Raw genomic sequence first — 19,964 nt, 5'->3', positions numbered from 1 at the left:
ATGATAGAAAAGATATTATTGGCTGTTTGGGTTTTATTTCCTATTTCCTATTTCCTATTTCATCATTTTCAGGGTTTTTTGATACTAAAGACGAGCCATTAAAAATCAGCACTATTAAAAAATCAAACCCAGTTAAAACTCAATATGAATTGGCAATTTGTTCAGTAAATACCAAAGTTAAGAAAACCCCAGCCTATTATCATTTGGCCAGTGTCAATAGCAAATTATTATGTGATATTGACTCTAATACTAGAAGAGAAACTTTTGAAGCGTTCTATAATAATGGATGGCGACTCATTCAAATAGTGAGTGTTGATAATCGCTTAGTTGCTAAGGATAAAACTATGCCTTATTCTTTGATATACCTTGAAAGAATAAAATCCATAATTAAATAATTACACAATGCTTTTTGCTAACTTGAGAGAAGGCTCTGTACGATTCATTGAATAAAAATGAAAACTACCCACGCCTTGACTTTTGAGTGTCTGACATAAGTTGGAGACAACATCAAAACCAAAATCACCAAGTGATTCTAAGTCGGTTTCATAAAGTTTGAGCCGTTCTAAAATCCACTTTGGAATTTGCGCGCCGCACATATTAGAAAAGTTAAGCAGTTGAGTGTAATTGATAATTGGCATAATACCTGGTGTGATTGGGATATCTACACCCAGTTTTTGCACATCATCCCTAAACCTAAAATAGGCATCAGCATTATAGAAGTATTGTGTAGTTGCACCATTAGCGCCTGCTTTAATCTTGTTAACAAAGTGCGCTAAATCACTTGCAATATTATTGGCTTGCGGGTGCATTTCAGGATAGGCTGCCACCTGAATATGGAAGTAGTCATTATATTCAGATTGGATAAATTCAACCAATTCATTGGCATAATGAAAATCGCCAATATCATGCATATCCGAAGGAATATCGCCTCTTAGTGCAATGATACGATTAATATTTGCAGATTTGTATTTGTCTAATAATTCAACAATGTTGGACTTTTCTGAACCAATACAAGACAGATGTGGCGCAGCTGGAATGTTGCCGTTTTTTTGAATATCTAACACCGCTTTTAAGGTTGCATTTTGTGTTGTGCCACCTGCGCCAAAAGTGGTTGAAAAATATTCAGGCGATATCACACTTAAACTTTGCCTAACTTGGGTTAGTTTCTCTTTGCCTTGATTTGTTCTAGGCGGAAAAAACTCAAAACTGATTTTCATTAATGCAATACATCTATAATAAAAGTGCCCTTATTATAACTGATGTCAGTTAAGATTAAGGCGTTTCCAATTTCTATAAAAGCTAGATTTTGGATTTATGATTTTTTTAACTATCCTCTAACAATCGGGTAAAATAAACGAATTTATTTAGTTGAAAATTTGAAAATTTATAGCGATTTATGTCAAAAAGCGATTACATTGAATTAGAAGGTGTTGTTAAAGAAAAGTTACCAAATACGACTTTTACGGTTGAGTTAGAAAATGGTCATCGTATTTTGGCGCATATTTCTGGCAAAATTCGCAAGTACTATATTCGCATTCTTCCAGGTGATAGAGTAACCGTTGAGATGACACCTTATGATTTAACTAAAGGAAGGATTACTTTTAGACACAAATAAAAATATTGCCGATGTGGTGGAATTGGTAGACGCGCCGGATTCAAAATCCGGTTCCTTCGGGAGTGACGGTTCGATTCCGTCCATCGGTACCAAATTAATATAAAAAAATCATAATATGGAACAAATAGATTTTATAGCTCAAGCACTTAATTTAACCTTATTTGGTATGGGGTTCGTATTTTTGTTTTTAACTTTGTTGGTTGGTGTTACTAAATTAATGTCTATGATGATTCAAAAATTTCAAAGTAAAGTTCATGATCAGCAAGATTTTAACAACAATTCTGAACTTAAAGACGAGATGGATGAGGAAACTAAATTTGTCATTGAACAAGCAATCAAAATGCATAGGGGGGCATAAGGATTATGCTAAATTTTCTTAAAAAATTAACTAAGAAGCCTGATAGTGTACAAGGCAAAAAGGTAGAAATTACTGAGCTTGTTTTTAGAGATGCGCATCAATCCTTATTTGCAACACGCATGCGTATTGATGATATGTTGCCGATTGCCGACAAATTAGACAAAATTGGCTATTGGTCAATGGAATCATGGGGTGGGGCAACTTTTGATTCATGTATTCGTTATTTAGGAGAAGATTCTTGGGATAGAATCCGTGAGATTAAAAAAGTAATGCCTAATACGCCTCAGCAAATGTTACTTAGAGGTCAAAATTTATTAGGCTATCGCCACTATAGTGATGACGTGGTGCGTAAATTTGTAGACCAAAGTGCTGAAAATGGCGTGAGCGTGTTTCGGATTTTTGATGCGATGAATGACATTCGCAATCTTAAAACAGCAACAGACCAAACTGTTAAATTAGGCATGCATGCTCAAGGCACTATTTCTTATACAGTCAGTCCAGTGCACAACACTCAAACTTGGCTAGATATGGCCAAAGAAATTGAAGATATGGGCGCACATTCTCTTTGTATTAAAGATATGGCGGGTTTGTTGCAACCGTACGTGGCTTATGACTTGGTTAAAGCGTTAAAGGCAGTTGTTGATATTCCCATTCAATTACATGCTCACGCAACAACTGGATTATCCACTGCTACCATCGTTAAAGCTGTTGAAGCTGGCATTGATCGTGTTGATACTGCCATTGGTTCTATGAGTATGACTTATGGCCATAGTGCGACCAATTCTGTGGTTTCTATTTTAGAAAACAGTCCAAGAAAAACAGGGCTAGATTTGAAAAAATTAGAAGAAATTGATGCTTATTTTAGGCTAGTGCGTTGTAAATATGCACAGTTTGAAGGCTCGCTTAGAGGAGTGGATTCAAGAATTTTATTATCCCAAGTGCCAGGCGGTATGCTAACTAACATGGAAAGCCAACTACGCGAACAAGGTGCACTTGATAAGATGGATGAAGTGTTGGCTGAAATTCCACGTGTGCGTAAAGATTTGGGCTATATCCCATTGGTAACACCCACTTCTCAAATTGTAGGTACACAATCTGTACTTAATGTACTCGCTGGTGAGCGCTATAAGACGATTACTAAAGAATCTGCTGGTGTGCTCAAAGGTGAATATGGTGCAACACCCGCACCTGTTGACCAAGCCTTGCAAGTTAAAGTTTTAGATGGTGGTGAGCCAATTACTTGTAGACCTGCTGATAACATTGCACCAGAGATGCATATTCTTGAGCAAGAGTTTGATAAAATCGTTGCTGAAAAAGGAATTTCTTTGGCTAAAGATAAGATTGATGATTTATTAACTTACGCATTATTTCCGCAAGTGGGTATCTTATTTTTACAAAATCGAGACAATCCTGATTTCTTTGAGTCAGTGCCACAAGTGGGTGATAATTGCCAAAAGCCTGACAAAGAAGAAGGGACTTATACCATTTCATTTAAAGGTAATTCCTATACTGTTGACGTTTCAGCAGGGGGTAATATTACCTCAATGAAGGCCTCTTCTGATCAAACACAAGCATCAACGCCACTAGAAAAAGAAATACTTAGCACAGCACCAATAATAGAAGCTGAGGCCATTGATGCGCCATTATCAGGGACTATTTGGAAAGTAATGGTTGAGGTGAATCAAAAAATTAATCAAGGCGATGTTTTGGTTATTCTTGAAGCCATGAAAATGGAAACTGAAATTAAAGCCGCTAGAAGTGGCGTTGTGACTAATATCGAGATTAAGGAAGGCGATACAGTTGATGTAGGCCAAACCTTATTAACACTTGCATAATTTGTAAATCTTAACATGGAACAACAATTAAACACACTTTGGATTAACACAGGCCTTTATCAGATGTCTTGGGGACAAGGCTTAATGCTATTAGTTGGGATGCTACTCCTATATTTAGCAATTATTAAGAATTTTGAGCCATTGTTATTATTGCCCATTGGTTTTGGTGCAATTTTGGCCAATATTCCAGGTACAGGTATTGCTGAAGGTAGTGGTATTCTGCATGTATTCTATGTAGTAGGCATTGAGTCTGGTGCATTTCCATTGATTATTTTCATGGGTATAGGCGCCTTGACTGATTTTAGCCCGTTATTGGCCAACCCTAAGACATTACTACTTGGTGCAGCAGCACAATTTGGTATTTTTGCGACTTTATTGGGCGCTATTGGCTTAACAGCACTAGGAATTTTTGATTTTAGTCTGACTGATGCTGCTGCTATTGGTATTATTGGTGGCGCTGATGGCCCAACCAGTATTTATGTTGCTGCAAAACTTGCACCTGATTTGTTAGGTGCAATTGCAGTTGCCTCTTACTCTTATATGGCGTTAGTGCCACTTATTCAACCGCCAATTATGCGCGCTCTAACGACTGAAAAAGAACGTCAAATTGAAATGGTGCAATTACGCAAAGTGTTAAAAGCCGAAAAGATTATTTTCCCCATTATGTTGTTAATACTAGTGGCTTTATTATTGCCTGATGCAGCGCCACTGCTGGGTATGTTTACCTTTGGTAATTTAATGAAAGAGTCTGGCGTGGTTGATCGTTTGAGCGATACAACGCAAAATGCTTTGATTAATATTGTGACTATTTTCCTAGGCTTGGCAGTGGGTTCAAAACTGATGGCGGATAAATTCTTACAACTAGACACCTTAGGTATTTTGCTTTTAGGCATGGTAGCTTTTGCTATTGGTACGGCTTGTGGGCTATTAATGGCAAAACTTATGAATGTATTTAGTAAAAATAAAATCAATCCTTTGATTGGTTCTGCTGGTGTTTCTGCAGTGCCTATGGCGGCTCGTGTTTCTAATAAAGTGGGTTTAGAGGCTAATCCACATAACTTTTTATTAATGCATGCAATGGGTCCTAATGTTGCTGGTGTGATTGGTTCGGCAATTGCAGCAGGTATCATGATTCAGTTTTTAGGCTAGTTCATTTGTATGCAAAGAACTTTTTTGAGTGCTAAATTGCACAGGGTAACAACAACCGCGGTTGAGTTGGATTATGAGGGTTCTTGTGAGATTGATGGTGTGCTATTAGATGCAGTAGGTCTTGGTGCATTTGAACAAATTCAAATTTACAATATTAACAATGGCAATCGCTTTACAACTTACACAATTCGTGGCAAGGATAATTCTGGTGTTATTTCGATTAATGGTGCTGCTGCCCATAAAGTGAATGTGGGCGATGTGTTAATTATTGCTGCGTATGGCATATACACTGAAAAAGAACTTGAGAATTATGTGCCTAGGCTGTGTTATGTTAATGACCAAAATGTTTTAACTAAGATAAGTGTCAATATAAGTTTATGAAAGAAGTCATTCAAAACATCATCCAAGGATTAGTTCTGTTATTACTGCTGAGTTTAATACTTAAAATTCTTTTTGCTTCTAAAACAACAATCAGGAAAAAAGGCTTGTTGGTTGATGTAGCATCTAGTTCAATAGCTTTTTTTGACAAGGGTGAAGCGCTAAGCTAAAAAATCAAGATAATTCTTTAACCTATATTATTTTTACTTTTGGTAGTAGGGGCGAGTCAATTTACTTTATCTGCTAATCAAGTGTTTATAAACCAAGCATTACTGAGTTTTGATTTATCAATATTTGAGTTGGTTAATGCATTAAGTTTGGAGGCTGGTTTGGTTTTAATGGATAACAAAATCATGAATTAATCGACGAGTGAGAAATAAGCAAATTTCTTCATCCTTAGCACTGCTAACACGAAAAATAATACGGCCTTTTTCGGGCGAATAACTTATTTGTAATTGGTGTATTTGCGTGGTTTTATATCTAGATTAGAGGTGTTAATGTTCCATGATTTAAAATAAGAGCTTTGTCCATTTTTGCAGAGATTTTTTCATCGTGAGTGACAACAATCAGCGCGCAGTTTTGGACACGATTAAGTGTTAGTATTAGATTGAACACTTCATAAGCATTTTTAGCATCCAAATTTCCAGTGGGTTCATCTGCCAGAATACAACTGGGGTTTGTAATTAAAGCCCTTACAATAGCAACGCGTTGGCGCTCGCCACCAGAAAGCTCACTTGGCAAGTGATTAAGGCGGTGTTTAAGCCCAATTTTTGAGAGTAATTTTTTGGCACTGGCTTGAGAAGATTTCTGATCTTCTCCTTGTATTCGCTTAGGCATGGCAACATTATCAAGTGCGCTAAAATCATTCAATAGATGATGAAATTGATACACAAAGCCTAAATATTTGCCACGCAATAATGTGGTGTCGTTTTCACTCAATAAGGCTAAATTGATACCATTGATAAGCACTTCGCCTTGTGTGGGTTTATCGATACCACCTAATAAATTAAGCAAAGTAGATTTGCCGCAGCCTGATTGTCCTAAAATCGCAATTGATTCACCTTGTTTAACGCTTAAGTTGAGGTTGTTAAGTATCGGCGTTGCTTTTTTGCCATCAAAGTAGCTATAACTAAGATTGTTGCACTCAATAATCTTATTCATGATTTAGCACCTTAGCAATGTCTATTTTCCCTGCACGTTTGGCTGGATAAATAGAGGCGATTGTGACTAAAATAAAACTACCTAGGGCAACTTTAATGATATCCATCATGTGTATTTCAGAAGGGAAGCGGCTGATATAAAACACATCTTTTGGAAAGAATTGGAGGCCTAAAATGGACTCAATACTACTAACAACCATTTCAATATTAAGCGAGAGTAAGGCACCCAAGATACTACCAATGGTAATACCAACTAGGCCAATTGTTAGCCCTTGATAAAAAAATATTTTTACAATGCGGTTGGGTGTCATGCCAAGGGTTCTTAAAATGGCAATGTCGGCTTTTTTGTCAGTCACCACCATAACCATCATAGAAACAATATTAAAAGCAGCCACTGCAATAATGAGTGATAATATGATACCAATCATCTGCTTTTCAAGATTAAGTGCTTTAATGAAGTTGGCCTTTTGCTCCGTCCAATCAACGCCATAATATTGATTACTTTGTAAGCTGGCAATAACCTCATGAGTAATTTTCTTGGCATTAAATAAATTATCAACTTTGAGTCGAATGCCAGAGACTTTGTCCTTCATAGAGTATAACTTCTGTGCTTGCCCTAAGTTAATAAAGGCTAAATTATTGTCATACTCGCTAATACCAGCATCAAAGATACCACTAATGGTAAAGCGTTTAAACCTTGGTTGAATACCTATAATATTGGAAAATAATTTAGGTGTGAGTAGTGTAATTTTATCACCAACAATCACGCCTAATTGTGCTGCCAGTCCTGCACCAATTAAAATGTCTGACTTAAGTAAGTTGGCACTACCAGATTTAATTTTATCTAACAGAATAGAAGTTTTTTTCTCTAAATCAGGCTTAATACCTCGTACACTAATACCTTGAGCACCATCTTTTGTACTGAGTAAAGCATATTTTTCAATATAGGGCGAGGTACTAACAATATTAGGATGTTGCTTGATTTTGGTTTGTAAATCTTGCCAATTATCAACCAAACCATTGTATTGAGTAATATACGAATGAGAAATGGCATTTAACACCCTATCTCTAAGCTCTTTGTGAAATCCATTCATGACAGATAGCACTGTAATCAAGGTAACGGTAGATAAAATCAAACCTACCACAGAAACCCCAGAAATAAAGGACACAAAGCCTTTTTTCCGACTAGAGCGTAAATATTGATTAGAAATTGTAAATTCGATACTCATTAGGATGATATTTTGTCATAATTACTACTTTATAAATAGCTAAATAAAGGAGATATATATGGCTAATTCAACAATGAAAGATAAAATTGATTAACTGGGTGATATTCTTATTGAAACCTTCCATATTGTGGGATTGTTTGTGATAGATGCAACAATTATTTGGTCAGCTGTACATGAGTATTTGATTATTAAGGTTGTCTCGATTTTGATATTGTCTGCTGCAGGAATGTTGAAATTCACTGAGAAAAAATATCAAACTCAAAACGAGTATTAGACAGTAATGGATTTAAACACTCGAGGTATTATTAATTATTTGTTACTACCAGTATCGAGTATTTTTTATGTAGTGTCAGTGTTTAGAAAATGGCTTTATCGAGCTAACTTTTTTAAGGTTCAAAAATTTAAATACCCTGTAATTGTGGTGGGTAATATTACGGTTGGCGGTACAGGAAAAACACCAATTGTGATTGCATTGGCACAGCATTTTAAACAGCAAGGTAGGCAAGTGGGTATTGTATCACGTGGTTATGGTGGTGTGCACAACCAAGGTAGTTTGCTAGTGAATAAGGATACTAATGCTTATTTATCAGGTGATGAACCCTTGCTTATTGCTTGGCAAATAGATTTGCCAGTGATGGTTAATAAGAACAGAGCGCAAGCGGTTAAGGATTTAATTAATCAATGTCAAGTTGATTTAATTATCAGCGATGATGGGTTACAACATTACAAAATGGATAGAAATATAGAAATTGCTGTAGTTGATGGAATTCGACGTTTTGGGAATGGATTTTTTTTACCAGCAGGCCCGTTAAGAGAATCAACCATCCGTCTTAAAAGTGTTGATTTTGTGATTAATAATGCTGGCTTACGTGCAGGTGAATTTAGCACTGAATTGGTGTTAAAAATGTTTGTTAATGTTCAAACAGGTGAAGAAAAGCCACTGGATTATTTCAAAGGTGAGTGTTGTCATGGTGTTGCTGGAATTGGATATCCCCAACGTTTTTTTAATGCATTAATAAGGCTGGGTATTCATTTAGAGTCACATGTGTTTTCTGATCATTACGCTTATCAAGAAAATGATTTAGCGTTTGAAGATAACCATCCAATTCTTATGACTGCTAAGGATTGTGTAAAATGTGTACAATTCGCAAATAATCAAATGTGGTATCTTCAAGTTGAAGCTGATTTGAGCGATGATTTTTTTAAAAAACTAGATACTAAATTATGATTGACGATGCCTTATTAAAATTATTAGTATGTCCTAAGAGCAAAGCTCCACTTAAACAAGTAGGTGATGAGCTTATTTGTGAAGTGAGTGGCTTGGCCTATCCAATTGAAGACGGCATTCCAATTTTGCTGGTCGAAGAGGCGCGTCAATTAGAGCAAGGTACTGATAGAAAGTAATGGATTTTTCCGTTATCATTCCTGCTAGGTACGCATCAAGTAGATTGCCAGCCAAACTACTTAAAGATATTCATGGCAAGCCTTTGATTCAATTAGCTTATGAAAATGCAATCAATAGTGGTGCAAATCGTGTCATTATTGCAACCGATGATAAGCGCATTGAAATAGTTGCTAATGATTTTGGCGCTTTAACTTGCATGACTGACGAATGTCATACTTCTGGCACTTCAAGAATTGCACAAGTGTTAGAGGTATTAGATATTGATGATGATGAAATTATCGTTAATGTGCAGGGCGATGAGCCAATGCTAGATCCAAGTGTGATTGACCAAGTGGCTAATAACTTAGCAAGCAGTCCTATGCACATGGCAACTTTGTGTGAGCAAATTACTAATGAGGCGCAATATCTTGACCCTAACTGTGTTAAGGTGGTTTTTAGTAAAGTTGGCAAGGCTTTATATTTTTCACGTGCCGCCATTCCTTTTTTTAGAGAGGCAAAGGATTTTGATTTAAAGTTGTGCTTTAAACACGTTGGTATATATGCTTATCGAGCAAGATTTATCAAACAATACTTAACCATGGATAGCTCTTCATATGAGCAAGTTGAAAAATTAGAACAATTAACTGTGCTTAACGAAGGGTTTGATATCCATGTGGCGCTAGCTTGTGCTAGCATTGGGCATGGTGTTGATATGCAACGTGATTTAGATAAAGCAAGAAAAGAGTTGAGCTGAATTATGAACATTATTGATGGCAAACAAATTGCACAGAATTTACGAGCAAGTATTAAATTAAAAGTTGATACGCTTGATAGAAAACCAGGACTGGCAGTTATTTTAGTTGGCAACGACCCTGCCTCAGCAGCTTATGTTCGTAATAAAGACAACGCTTGTAAAGAGGTGGGTTTTTATTCAGAAAAAATTAACAAACCTGTCAATACCACCCAAGCAGAATTATTATCTGAAATTGAGCGTTTGAATAATAGTGATAAAATTGATGGCATTTTGGTGCAATTACCACTCCCAAAGCATTTAGATACAAATTCAGTCATTGAAGCCATCTCTCCTAAAAAAGATGTGGATGGTTTTCATAGTGAAAATATTGGCAAACTGATGCAAAATAAGCCTTTCTTACGTCCATGTACGCCTAAGGGTGTGATGACAATGCTTGAGGCTACTGGGGTGGATTTAGTGGGTAAAAATTGCGTGGTAGTAGGCGCATCTAATATTGTTGGTCGTCCGATGGCGTGCGAATTGTTAAATGCTCAAGCAACAGTTACCATTTGCAATAGCAAAACCAAAAATCTTTCTACTAAGTTAAAGCAAGCAGACATTGTTGTCGTTGCAGTGGGTATTGCTAAGATGATCCAAGGTGACTGGATTAAACCAGGTGCTATTGTGATTGACGTAGGTATTAATCGATTGGATAATGGTCGTTTAGTTGGCGATGTTGATTTTGAGTTTGTTAAGCGAGTTGTTGGTTGGATTACACCAGTGCCAGGGGGTGTCGGGCCAATGACCATTGCTACCTTATTAGAAAACACATTAACCGCATATGAGGCAAAAATATGAAATTTTTATTAAAAGGATTGAGAAACGGCTTAGGCGCTATTATCGCTTTTATTAGTTGGCTAATCCCAGTTAGCAAGATTAAGCGTACCAGCGAACAGCAACAAAAAGCAGATAAGAAAACTGTCAGTATTGAGCTGTATCAGTTTTTTGCTTGTCCGTTCTGCATCAAAATCCGTCGAGTAATTAGACGATTAAACCTAAACATTGTTACGCGTAATACACAAACCATTGGCAGTGAATTTCGAGATGAAATGCAACAAGAAACGGGTAAAGTTCAAGTGCCTTGCTTAAAGATTACTAATGGTAATGAGGTTCAATGGATGTTTGAATCTGATGAGATTAGTGCTTACCTCAATAAGCATTTTGGCTAATACTTATTGAGGTAAAAAGTCTTTTAATTTTGCAATGCTCTCATCCAACTCAACTTGAGAATTGGCGATAATATTAATATGACCGAGTTTGCGGTTTTTACGCTCAGATTTGTTGTATAAATGCAGGTATGCATTTGGCATTTTAAGCACAGTATCAATATCGCCAAGTTCACCAATAATATTAATCATTGCACAAAATGGATGCGTTGGCATCGTGTTGCCAAGTGGCATACCAGTAATGGCACGGATGTGATTTTCAAATTGTGAGGTGTTAGCCCCTTCAATGCTCCAATGTCCAGAATTGTGTACCCGTGGTGCCATTTCATTAACCACCAAGCCAGTTTCAGCTTCAAACAGTTCAATAGTAAGCACACCAACATAATTCATTTCATCAAGCAAAGTTTGCATGTAATGTTGCGCTATTTCTTGAACCTGTTTATTAATATTTTGAGCAGGTGCAATGGTTAGCCTTAAAATACCCTGATGATGCGTATTTTCAATCAGTGGATAGTATTTATGACTATTATCAATACCACGAACGGCAATTAAAGACAGCTCACGTTTGAAATTTATAAATCCTTCCAAAATTGATTCAACACCCTTCATGCTTTTCCAAGCATCATTAATTTGCTCTTGATGATGTATTAAAAATTGACCTTTACCATCATAGCCTTCCATGGTAGTCTTTAAAATAGCGGGCAGGCCAATTATGTCAATCGCTGTCTTTAAATCTTCAAGGGTGTTTATTATTTGGTAAGGCGCACAAGGAATGTTTAATTGCTTAAATAAAACTTTTTCCCGACCACGGTGCTGTGTAATAAATAAGGATTTATCATTAGGATAAACAGGTATTTTTTTGTTAATTTTTTTAACAATTTCAACCTCAGTGTTCTCACTTTCAAAAGTAATAACATCAGCAAAATTCACTAAAGAGTCAATATTATTAGTGTTGTCTTGCTGTGCGAACATATGTCCTAGTAAAGAGGACGGCTCATCATGTGTGTTACCAGAAAAACCAAACTGATGATTTAGCGGATAGCCAGAAATAGCCAGCATTCTACCCAACTGGCCTGCGCCTAATATGCCAACTTTCATCCGTTAATCTTGTGGGTTAGGATTATCTAAAACATCCTGAGTTTGTTTGGCTCTAAAAGCAGCCACTGCATCTCTGATGGTTTGATTCTCATTACCAATAATTTGAGCCGCTAAAATACCTGCATTTTTAGCACCCGCTTCACCAATAGCTAATGTGCCAACAGGAATACCACCAGGCATTTGAGCAATGGATAATAAAGAATCTTGACCACTAAGTGCACGTGATTGAACAGGCACACCCAATACTGGCACAATGGTTTTGCTAGCTAGCATGCCCGGCAAATGCGCAGCACCGCCAGCACCTGCAATAATGACTTTAAGTCCGCGCTCAAGCGCACTGGATGCATAGTTAAACATCAAATCAGGCGTGCGATGTGCAGAAACCACTTTAATTTCATGTGGCACGCCAAGTTCTTTGAGTATATCCACTGCATTTTTCATGGTTGGCCAATCTGATTTTGACCCCATAGTAACACCCACTAGTGCATTCATCAGTTTCTCCAAAGTTAAGTATAATTCGAATTATACTTAACTTTAAGTATTGGGGGTAGGGCAAAATCTTGATGCAAAAAAGGCAAATGTCCAGCATCTAACACATAAGTTTTGATGTTGTTTTGATGATACCAATGGCTGATTTTAACGGGCACTAAAGTGTCATATTTGCCCAGCATCACTTCTATTGGTATGGCTAGTTTTCTAAATTGATTCTTTAGATTTGTGTTAAATAAGATTTCCAAGCCCTGATTAAGTGCTTGTGCTGTTGCTGGGTATTGTTCAATGGCTTTATTTAGAGCTTCAAGCTTTGACTTGTCTTTAGTTTGTAGACTAGTAAAGCGTTCTAAACCTTTAGATAAATTCAATTGTAAAGCACTTGAAAATTTCTCAAAATTGTTTGCATCTATGCCAAACTCCCAGCTGTTTGTTTGAATAAAACTAGGTGTTGACGCAATAAGAATAAGCCTTGATATAGTTATTTTACTGGCAATTTTAATCGCAAGCAATCCACCCAATGACCAGCCCAATAGGATAGTATTTTTTGGTAAAATTTTGATAATTTCATCACACCATTCATCAAGTCCGCCATCAATATTAGCACTTCTACCATGTCCAGGTAAATCAATTTTTGTAATACGGTATTGATCTTTATAATCATTAATCAAAGCGTTAAACAACTCTGAATTAAATCCCCAGCCATGAAGTACCACCAAATTAGCCCCAAGACCTTGTGTGTTACTGTAGAGCATGTTTTAATTGGGTGAGCAGTTGTTTAATTTGATTTTGTGTATGGTTGGCACTTAGCGTTACTCTTAAACGCGCTGTGTCTTTTAGTACAGTCGGTGGGCGAATGGCGCTGACATAAAAGCCTGTACTTAGTAATTCTTTTGAAAGGTGAATTGCCTTTTTGCTACTACCCACAGTGAATGGCTGAATGGCACTATTAGAATTTGTCATGGGTAAATTTAACGTTTTAGAAAGGTTCTGAAAATAACGAATATTGGCTAATAATTTAGTATTCTGCTCACCTTGTTTAATCAATTCCAAGCTTTTTAGCGTGGCAACGCACAAAGCGGATGCAATTGCTGTGGTGTAAATATAAGAGCGTGATTTTTGGATTAAAAAATCAATTAAATCCTCATCACCAGCCACAAACCCCCCCATTGTACCTGCAGCCTTGCCTAGTGTTGCCATGTAAATCGAATTTTTTGGAATGGTTGGCTCAAATACACCAAATCCATGCGCATCATCCTGCATTAAAAGCGCACTAGATTTTTTCACAATTTTTTCAATGCCTCTAATATCAGCCCGATTACCATCCATACTAAAGACGTTATCAGTCACAATTAATCCACACCCAGATTGTTTGCCTATTTTTTTCTTTAATGATTCAATATCATTATGCAAATAACGCTGAAGTGGCAAGCCAATTAAATGATTAGCATCAATGAGTGAGGCGTGGTTAAGCTTGTCTTGCAATACCCAATCAAGCTCATCTTTAAGTGCAGAAAACACCCCTATGTTCGCCATATAACCCGTTGAAAATAACAAGGCTTCCTCTTGCCCGGTATAATCAGCCAGTGCCTCTTCTAACGCCTGATGCGCTGGTGTGTGCCCGCTAATCAAGTGTGATGCACCAGCACCAACCCCAAATTTATCAACCCCTTGTTTGAACGCCTCTTTAACTTGTGGATGTCGGGCAAGCGATAGATAATCATTTGAACAAAAATTTATCAACGATTTTCCATTGATAATTATCTGAGTATCTTGTATATTTTCAGATGTTTTTCTTGAGCGATAAAGATGGCTCTGTTTAAGACTTGATAATTTTTTTGAAAAATCCATAAATCTATTTTATAGTTTGTAAGGCAATTTGATAATACAATATAATCGACCTCTTGCTATTACCTAAATACATTATGAAAAAAATATTCAGCTTTTCACACCCTAAAAAACAAAGACCCAGAGTGGTTGAAGCCATTAAATACGAGCTTAAAAAATATATTAAACGTGAGCGTAATAAAAAACTACCTGAAGAAGTAGATTTTTGGGATTTTGATTGTCGCTATGGTACCGACGAAACTTCTTGTGGCGTGATTCATGTTTCTGAAATTAACAAAGTAATTTCAGAGGCTAATGCAGAGGGTTTGGATTCTTTTTTCTTAGAAGTCCTGTCCAAGCCTGGTGTACGAACTAAAAAACCTGAAGAGGAAAAAGAGGAAGAAAATTTTCTAGATTAAGTTCTGAATTTGTCAAACGTGAAATTATATAAATTTTTTTTTATTTAATTGTTATATAATCATATTTTTTTAGGATATAAGATAATGGCGGAAAAAGAAAATACAATTAAAACTATCCCTCTTACAAGTTGATCGGATTGGGAAGATTTTGTTTCAAATTTACCAAAGGAAGAAGAAACTTTGCGTGAAGGTACTGAAGAAGGTGTTTCTAACCTCCTTTTTAGGGGGTCAAAAATGTGCAAGTTGGGAGTTAAAATCAATTTAGAACGAAATACAACAAAATTCCTAACCATGGGAGAATTTTCAAAAGAGATAAAAAGCACAAAATATGCTTTTGAGTCATGTTTTGGAGTTAGCCGGCCAACCGAAACTAAGTTTGTAATTACTGAAGTGCCATCTCCACCTGAATACTATGAATTTATGCTCTATCTACGACATCATGGATATCCTACACCTTTGTTTGTTTGTTTGATTGAAGTAGATCACCATACATCGTTGCATTTTTGCGTTTCAATATCCTTGTGAAACAGATGATAAAGTAGCAATCTGTTCTTACAGAGAATATGCAGGTAATACCAAGGGGGGAGGGACCCCTAGTAATTCTTATATTGTTACTCCTGGCTCTACTATAAAAACTCACAAGCGACATTATCTTCAACAAGCTGAATACAACTACTGCAAAAAGGAAAAGAATGACGAGTTGTATTATTCAAGCCATGAAGAAGCATTTGAAAAAACTGGAAATGGGTAAGATATTTTGAACAAATTCACTCTTCCTGCTAATTTGCAAGGCGAAGTGCTTGCTAAGTTAGATTCCATGAATATCAATGCTTACAAATGAAAAATGTATCGAACCATTCGTCTTTGACTTAAAAAATTAAAAATAATTTAATTAAGAATAAATATTATTTGTTTAAAGAAATGCCTTTTAATAGTACTTACACACAATACAGAAAGGCTTGGAAGGTTAGTCTATTTGTTGAGTTTATTTTCAGTATAATAGTGTATCAACACTTGTTTTACACGCTTTTGGGTTTTTCTGACTTACCTGCTTTTTATTGCTGCGATGACAGGCATGTTTTTGTTTGTGATGTGTATGGCTGGTAAAAATATGCCTGAATTATTACAAATATAAACAATGGGTGGAGCTTTTTTGGGAAATGCAGTTTTGTTAATTGTATTTTTAGCAGGGTTTGTTTCGTTTCTGATTGAGAGGTATATTCAAAATTTTATTTTTAAACTATTGAATATACCTACCTAAGAAATAACGCACGCCGGGTGGGGAAAAATAAAGAGTTTAGCAAAAAACAAAAATAAAGTGGCACAAGTATTAAAAAAATATTTAATTAAGAAATTTTATTTTCGTTGGTTTGTATGTTGTTTTCTCTAAGTTGTTAAGCAACTTATTAAATTAAATTTTCCATCGGGGATGAGGCTGAGGCGTAAGTTTTTTTCATCATTCTGCCTGCAAGGAAAGATTCACGCCCTGCAATGACGGCGTGTTTCATGGCGCTTGCCATTAGGACTGGATTGGTGGCATTGGCAATGGCTGAGTTCATCAGTACGCCATCGCAGCCTAGCTCCATAGCTTTGGCGGCATCTGAGGCGCAACCAATGCCTGCATCAACCAGTACGGGTACATTGGCGTGTTCTTTAATGAGTTTGATATTTGCTGGGTTGGCAATGCCTTGGCCTGAGCCGATGAGTGAGGCAAGGGGCATGATGGCGCAACAGCCGATGCGTTCTAATTCTTTAGCAATGATTAGGTCATCACTGGTATAAACCATGACATCAAAATCATCATTAACCAAGGCTTGTGCAGCAGATAGGGTTTCAACAATATTGGGGTATAAGGTTCTTTCATCGCCCAACACTTCTAATTTAACCAAATTATGCCCGCCCAAAAGTTCACGTGCTAATTGACAAATTCGTACAGCATCTTTGGCGCTATAGCAACCTGCAGTGTTGGGTAAAATGGTGTATTTATCGGGGCTGATAACGTCTAATAAATTTGGCTCGTTCTTATCCTGCCCGATATTGATTCGCCGAATGGCAACAGTAATAATATCAGCCTCAGCAGCCTCAGTTGCTAGTTTTGTTTGTGTTAAATCTTTGTATTTTCCTGAGCCAACCAGCAAGCGAGAGTGGTAAGTTTTTCCTGCAATTACCAGTAGTGTGTCAGTCATCATCATAAGGATTTTTTAAGTAATGGCGGAGAGTGAGGGATTTGAACCCTCGATAGGGAATAAAACCCTATACACCCTTAGCAGGGGCGCGCCTTCAGCCACTCGGCCAACTCTCCGTTGAGAAAAATATTATACGCTAAGTTGTTAAAATTTAAATGCCGAATTTTAGAAACCATACTGGTATTTTAGGTTGATTTTTCGATAGTGTTCTTTAGGATCAAGTTTGAGTCGTATTTTGCCCCAGTCGCCTTCGAATTTGACTTTTTCTTCTAATGCTTTGAGCTTCATTTTGACATTGAGAATGGCTTGTTCTGACTTGCTCCATTGCTCGTCATAGCTGATGGGTGTGCCTAGTTGGTACTCATGATAAAATAGTTGGTTTTTAATGTCTTTTGCTTGATTTTTAATATCAAAGACGTTTTCGCCTAACTTGTAACTAATTTCAAGGTTAAGCACTTTAATATCTAATGCTTTGACTGTTTGCGCTAAACTGTGATTGACTAAAGCGCTAAAGCTAAAGGCTAAAATGAGTAATAATTTTAGAAAAACCAATGATAAATCCCTAATGTATTAACGCAAATAAGGGCCGTATTAAGCAATACTAGAGAATTGTCATTATTTTTAGTGCCTTGGATAATCCAGCTGATGGCCGATGCCATAAAAAAAAAATAACCAAATTTAGACCATTCAAAGTTAAGTGCTATTAATAAGCCACCTGTAATGCCGGTAATCGTGCCAAACCACCCCCAAGTGTTATTCATGAACTTCAAAATCGTGTGTAATGATGGCAGTTTTTCCTAGCATGATAGAGGCAGAGCAATATTTATCTGCAGATAAACTGACTGCTTTGGCTACTTTTTTTTCATTTAGGTTATTGCCTTTAATGACAAAATGGATGTGAATGTCAGTAAATACTTTTGGGTGTTCGTCTGCGCGTTTGGCGGTAATTTTTGCATGGCAATCTCGCACTTCTGCACGCATTTTTTTTAAAGTTGAAATAACATCAATAGTCGTGCAGCTACCCATACCAAGTAGTAGCATTTCCATAGGGCGAATGCCTAAATTTTTGCCACCTAATTCCTCAGGACCATCTATAACCAGAGCATGACCACTGGCTGATTCGCCGACCATCATCATATTATCAACCCATTTAACGGTTGTTTTCATGCAAAAATCTCCTGTAATGCTTGGCCTGGGTTGGGTTGGCGCATAAAGGCTTCGCCCACCAGATAACTATGAATATTGTTTGATTTCATGAGTGTTACATCTTCAGTGTTTAAAATGCCGCTTTCGGTAATTACCAAAGTACCTTCTTTAATTTCTTTTAATAAATCTATTGTGGTTTGTAAAGACACTTCAAATGTACGTAGATTTCGATTGTTAATGCCTATCATTGGCAGGTTAAGTTTAAGTGCGCGTTTGAGTTCTCTTAAGTTGTGCACTTCGATTAATACATTCATCGTTAAGGATATTGCTAATGATGAAAGCTCATTCATTTGAGTATCAGTTAAACAAGCAGCGATGAGCAAAATACAGTCTGAATCCATTGCGCGTGCTTCATAAACTTGGTAAGCATCAATAATAAATTCTTTACGTAAAATAGGTAGTGATACAACCGCTCTTGCATCAATTAAGTATTGATTATCACCTTGAAAAAAATCTTTATCAGTAAGAATAGACAAGCAAGTAGCACCCCCTAGTTCATAACTTTTGGCGATTTCTTTTGGGTTAAAATCTTTGCGTAAAATCCCTTTTGAAGGGGAGGCTTTTTTAATTTCAGCAATCACAGCATTTTGCTTGGCATCTACTTTGGTTTTAAGCGCTTGGTAAAAGCCACGTGTTTTTGATGCGTTTTTTGATTGCTCAATAATCTCTACCAAAGGCATGGTTTTTATACATTGCGCAATTTCTTGCTGCTTTCTAGCAATAATTTTTTTTAAAATGTCGGGGGTATTTGTCATGATTAAGTATTTTAAATGAATTGTATAACTTATAATTAAACTTTAAATTTTTAAGCAAGAGTCAAGCCATGAAATTACTAGATTTTGAAGTAGGCATTGATCAACCATTTTTTTTAATAGCAGGTCCTTGCGTTATTGAATCTGAAACCTTGGCAATGGAAACGGCGACTTATTTGGCAAAAGTCACTAATGATTTGGGCATCAACTTTGTTTATAAGTCATCCTATGACAAGGCAAATCGTACCAGTGCTAATAGTTTTAGAGGCTTGGGGTTGGAGCAAGGTCTAAGAATTTTGCAAAAGGTTAAAGACGAGGTTAGCGTGCCTGTTTTAACCGATGTTCATGGAGACACGCCACTTGATGAAGTGGCGAGTGTGGTTGACATGATGCAAACGCCTGCTTTTTTAGTACGCCAAACTAATTTTATTCAAAATGTTTGCAAACAAGGTTTGCCTGTTAATATTAAAAAAGGCCAATTTCAAGCCCCTTGGGATATGAATAATGTTGTTGAGAAGGCTTATGCTACAGGCAATCAACAAATTACTGTGTGCGACCGTGGTACTTCGTTTGGTTACAATACTTTGGTTTCTGATATGCGCGGTTTGGCAAGTATGCGCAGTACAAATTGCCCTGTGGTCTTTGATGCCACGCATTCAGTACAACAACCTGGCGGACAAGGCACAACCTCAGGTGGGCAACAAGAAATGGTGCCAGTTTTGGCAAGAGCGGCTGTTGCTGTTGGCATCAGTGGTATTTTTATGGAAACCCATCCAAATCCTGAGAATGCCAAGAGCGATGGTCTTAATTCTATGCCGATTGATAAAATAGAAGAATTACTTAAAACCTTGCAAGAATTAGATAATATAACTAAGAAAAATGGCTTTTTAGAAGATGGTTTGTAAAAATACCTAGTTATT

At 36.7% G+C, this 19,964-nt stretch carries 27 protein-coding genes and 2 tRNA genes; 16 read left to right on the top strand and 13 right to left on the bottom strand.

Annotated features, from left to right (window positions below; genetic code table 11):
- The first annotated feature begins 26 nt into the window (after positions 1 to 26).
- The gene (locus HUE58_RS04270; RefSeq protein ID WP_174605785.1) at positions 27 to 395 is read left to right on the top strand and encodes a hypothetical protein; all 369 of its coding nucleotides are present in this window, start codon (positions 27 to 29) and stop codon (positions 393 to 395) included.
- On the opposite strand, the gene metF is transcribed toward HUE58_RS04270, so the two are convergent.
- Positions 396 to 1,217: a methylenetetrahydrofolate reductase [NAD(P)H] gene (metF, locus tag HUE58_RS04265; RefSeq protein ID WP_174605784.1), complete on the bottom strand. Its 822-nt coding sequence runs from the start codon at positions 1,215 to 1,217 to the stop codon at positions 396 to 398.
- Between the two features lie 179 nt (positions 1,218 to 1,396).
- Between metF and infA the strand changes: the two genes are divergently transcribed.
- The 8 genes from infA to HUE58_RS04225 all read left to right on the top strand — a co-directional run bounded on the left by infA (position 1,397) and on the right by HUE58_RS04225 (position 5,697).
- A complete protein-coding gene (infA, locus tag HUE58_RS04260) occupies positions 1,397 to 1,615 on the top strand; it encodes a translation initiation factor IF-1 (protein WP_174605783.1) in 219 nt (72 codons plus the stop codon).
- 7 nt (positions 1,616 to 1,622) lie between these two features.
- Positions 1,623 to 1,707, top strand: a tRNA-Leu gene (locus tag HUE58_RS04255).
- A gap of 23 nt (positions 1,708 to 1,730) precedes the next feature.
- Positions 1,731 to 1,973 carry an OadG family protein gene (locus tag HUE58_RS04250; RefSeq protein ID WP_174605782.1) on the top strand — a complete coding sequence of 81 codons (243 nt, stop codon included), beginning with the start codon at positions 1,731 to 1,733 and terminating at the stop codon, positions 1,971 to 1,973.
- 5 nt (positions 1,974 to 1,978) lie between these two features.
- Positions 1,979 to 3,808 (top strand): sodium-extruding oxaloacetate decarboxylase subunit alpha, encoded by a 1,830-nt coding sequence (gene oadA / locus HUE58_RS04245; RefSeq protein ID WP_174605781.1) that lies wholly within the window; start codon positions 1,979 to 1,981, stop codon positions 3,806 to 3,808.
- Positions 3,809 to 3,823: 15 nt separating this feature from the next.
- Positions 3,824 to 4,957 carry a sodium ion-translocating decarboxylase subunit beta gene (locus tag HUE58_RS04240; protein WP_174605780.1) on the top strand — a complete coding sequence of 378 codons (1,134 nt, stop codon included), beginning with the start codon at positions 3,824 to 3,826 and terminating at the stop codon, positions 4,955 to 4,957.
- A 9-nt stretch (positions 4,958 to 4,966) separates the two neighbouring features.
- The gene (gene panD, locus HUE58_RS04235; RefSeq protein ID WP_174605779.1) at positions 4,967 to 5,338 is read left to right on the top strand and encodes an aspartate 1-decarboxylase; all 372 of its coding nucleotides are present in this window, start codon (positions 4,967 to 4,969) and stop codon (positions 5,336 to 5,338) included.
- Positions 5,335 to 5,505, top strand: a complete 171-nt coding sequence (locus tag HUE58_RS04230) for a hypothetical protein (protein WP_174605778.1) — start codon at positions 5,335 to 5,337, stop codon at positions 5,503 to 5,505. Before panD ends, HUE58_RS04230 begins: the two co-directional genes overlap by 4 nt.
- Positions 5,506 to 5,544: 39 nt before the next feature.
- The gene (locus HUE58_RS04225; RefSeq protein ID WP_174605777.1) at positions 5,545 to 5,697 is read left to right on the top strand and encodes a hypothetical protein; all 153 of its coding nucleotides are present in this window, start codon (positions 5,545 to 5,547) and stop codon (positions 5,695 to 5,697) included.
- A gap of 118 nt (positions 5,698 to 5,815) precedes the next feature.
- Here the strand turns inward: HUE58_RS04225 and HUE58_RS04220 are convergent, their stop codons facing one another.
- A complete protein-coding gene (locus tag HUE58_RS04220) occupies positions 5,816 to 6,496 on the bottom strand; it encodes an ABC transporter ATP-binding protein (protein ID WP_174605776.1) in 681 nt (226 codons plus the stop codon).
- Positions 6,489 to 7,724, bottom strand: coding sequence for a lipoprotein-releasing ABC transporter permease subunit (locus HUE58_RS04215; RefSeq protein ID WP_174605775.1), 1,236 nt, complete (start codon positions 7,722 to 7,724; stop codon positions 6,489 to 6,491). The genes HUE58_RS04220 and HUE58_RS04215 overlap by 8 nt, the downstream gene beginning before the upstream one ends.
- A gap of 280 nt (positions 7,725 to 8,004) precedes the next feature.
- Here HUE58_RS04215 and lpxK point away from each other — a divergent pair, with 280 nt between their 5' ends.
- From lpxK to HUE58_RS04190, 5 genes are read left to right on the top strand one after another with little or no spacing between them, the layout of a single operon-like run.
- On the top strand, positions 8,005 to 8,952 hold the full coding sequence (gene lpxK, locus HUE58_RS04210; protein WP_174605774.1) for a tetraacyldisaccharide 4'-kinase: 948 nt from the start codon (positions 8,005 to 8,007) through the stop codon (positions 8,950 to 8,952).
- Entirely contained in the window at positions 8,949 to 9,128 is a 180-nt protein-coding gene (locus HUE58_RS04205; protein ID WP_174605773.1) for a Trm112 family protein, read from the top strand. Before lpxK ends, HUE58_RS04205 begins: the two co-directional genes overlap by 4 nt.
- Positions 9,128 to 9,862 (top strand): 3-deoxy-manno-octulosonate cytidylyltransferase, encoded by a 735-nt coding sequence (gene kdsB / locus HUE58_RS04200; RefSeq protein WP_174605772.1) that lies wholly within the window; start codon positions 9,128 to 9,130, stop codon positions 9,860 to 9,862. Before HUE58_RS04205 ends, kdsB begins: the two co-directional genes overlap by 1 nt.
- A 3-nt stretch (positions 9,863 to 9,865) precedes the next feature.
- Complete coding sequence (folD, locus tag HUE58_RS04195) at positions 9,866 to 10,699, top strand: bifunctional methylenetetrahydrofolate dehydrogenase/methenyltetrahydrofolate cyclohydrolase FolD (protein WP_174605771.1); 834 nt, start codon at positions 9,866 to 9,868, stop codon at positions 10,697 to 10,699.
- Positions 10,696 to 11,070, top strand: coding sequence for a glutaredoxin domain-containing protein (locus tag HUE58_RS04190; protein ID WP_174605770.1), 375 nt, complete (start codon positions 10,696 to 10,698; stop codon positions 11,068 to 11,070). The genes folD and HUE58_RS04190 overlap by 4 nt, the downstream gene beginning before the upstream one ends.
- A gap of 3 nt (positions 11,071 to 11,073) precedes the next feature.
- Here HUE58_RS04190 and HUE58_RS04185 read toward each other — a convergent pair whose 3' ends face one another.
- The 4 genes from HUE58_RS04185 to HUE58_RS04170 are packed head-to-tail and all read right to left on the bottom strand — an operon-like array spanning position 11,074 to position 14,505.
- Positions 11,074 to 12,165 (bottom strand): 5-(carboxyamino)imidazole ribonucleotide synthase, encoded by a 1,092-nt coding sequence (locus tag HUE58_RS04185; protein WP_174605769.1) that lies wholly within the window; start codon positions 12,163 to 12,165, stop codon positions 11,074 to 11,076.
- Between the two features lie 3 nt (positions 12,166 to 12,168).
- Positions 12,169 to 12,657, bottom strand: coding sequence for a 5-(carboxyamino)imidazole ribonucleotide mutase (purE, locus tag HUE58_RS04180; protein WP_174605768.1), 489 nt, complete (start codon positions 12,655 to 12,657; stop codon positions 12,169 to 12,171).
- 14 nt (positions 12,658 to 12,671) lie between these two features.
- Positions 12,672 to 13,409: an alpha/beta fold hydrolase gene (locus HUE58_RS04175; protein ID WP_174605767.1), complete on the bottom strand. Its 738-nt coding sequence runs from the start codon at positions 13,407 to 13,409 to the stop codon at positions 12,672 to 12,674.
- The gene (locus tag HUE58_RS04170; protein WP_174605766.1) at positions 13,396 to 14,505 is read right to left on the bottom strand and encodes an aminotransferase class I/II-fold pyridoxal phosphate-dependent enzyme; all 1,110 of its coding nucleotides are present in this window, start codon (positions 14,503 to 14,505) and stop codon (positions 13,396 to 13,398) included. Before HUE58_RS04170 ends, HUE58_RS04175 begins: the two co-directional genes overlap by 14 nt.
- Before the next feature lie 74 nt (positions 14,506 to 14,579).
- Here HUE58_RS04170 and HUE58_RS04165 point away from each other — a divergent pair, with 74 nt between their 5' ends.
- Positions 14,580 to 14,900 carry a DUF6172 family protein gene (locus tag HUE58_RS04165; RefSeq protein WP_174605765.1) on the top strand — a complete coding sequence of 107 codons (321 nt, stop codon included), beginning with the start codon at positions 14,580 to 14,582 and terminating at the stop codon, positions 14,898 to 14,900.
- 1,406 nt (positions 14,901 to 16,306) lie between these two features.
- Here the strand turns inward: HUE58_RS04165 and HUE58_RS04160 are convergent.
- The 6 genes from HUE58_RS04160 to trpC form a co-directional block, all read right to left on the bottom strand.
- Positions 16,307 to 17,086, bottom strand: coding sequence for a thiazole synthase (locus HUE58_RS04160; RefSeq protein ID WP_174606233.1), 780 nt, complete (start codon positions 17,084 to 17,086; stop codon positions 16,307 to 16,309).
- A gap of 23 nt (positions 17,087 to 17,109) precedes the next feature.
- Positions 17,110 to 17,202 (bottom strand) — tRNA-Ser (locus HUE58_RS04155).
- Positions 17,203 to 17,251: 49 nt separating this feature from the next.
- Positions 17,252 to 17,638 carry a hypothetical protein gene (locus HUE58_RS04150; RefSeq protein WP_174605764.1) on the bottom strand — a complete coding sequence of 129 codons (387 nt, stop codon included), beginning with the start codon at positions 17,636 to 17,638 and terminating at the stop codon, positions 17,252 to 17,254.
- Positions 17,626 to 17,847 (bottom strand): hypothetical protein, encoded by a 222-nt coding sequence (locus HUE58_RS04145; protein WP_174605763.1) that lies wholly within the window; start codon positions 17,845 to 17,847, stop codon positions 17,626 to 17,628. The genes HUE58_RS04150 and HUE58_RS04145 overlap by 13 nt, the downstream gene beginning before the upstream one ends.
- Positions 17,840 to 18,253: an OsmC family protein gene (locus HUE58_RS04140; protein WP_174605762.1), complete on the bottom strand. Its 414-nt coding sequence runs from the start codon at positions 18,251 to 18,253 to the stop codon at positions 17,840 to 17,842. Before HUE58_RS04140 ends, HUE58_RS04145 begins: the two co-directional genes overlap by 8 nt.
- On the bottom strand, positions 18,250 to 19,047 hold the full coding sequence (gene trpC / locus HUE58_RS04135) for an indole-3-glycerol phosphate synthase TrpC (RefSeq protein WP_174605761.1): 798 nt from the start codon (positions 19,045 to 19,047) through the stop codon (positions 18,250 to 18,252). Before trpC ends, HUE58_RS04140 begins: the two co-directional genes overlap by 4 nt.
- Positions 19,048 to 19,115: 68 nt before the next feature.
- On the opposite strand from trpC, the gene kdsA reads away from it, so the two are divergent.
- A complete protein-coding gene (gene kdsA, locus HUE58_RS04130) occupies positions 19,116 to 19,949 on the top strand; it encodes a 3-deoxy-8-phosphooctulonate synthase (protein WP_174605760.1) in 834 nt (277 codons plus the stop codon).
- The last annotated feature ends 15 nt before the right edge of the window (positions 19,950 to 19,964 follow it).

This window comes from Candidatus Ruthia endofausta (assembly GCF_013342985.1).
Taxonomy (GTDB): domain Bacteria; phylum Pseudomonadota; class Gammaproteobacteria; order PS1; family Pseudothioglobaceae; genus Ruthia; species Ruthia endofausta.
The sequence above is the reverse complement of the archived record's forward strand: the minus strand, read 5'-3'. Positions and strand labels throughout refer to the sequence as shown.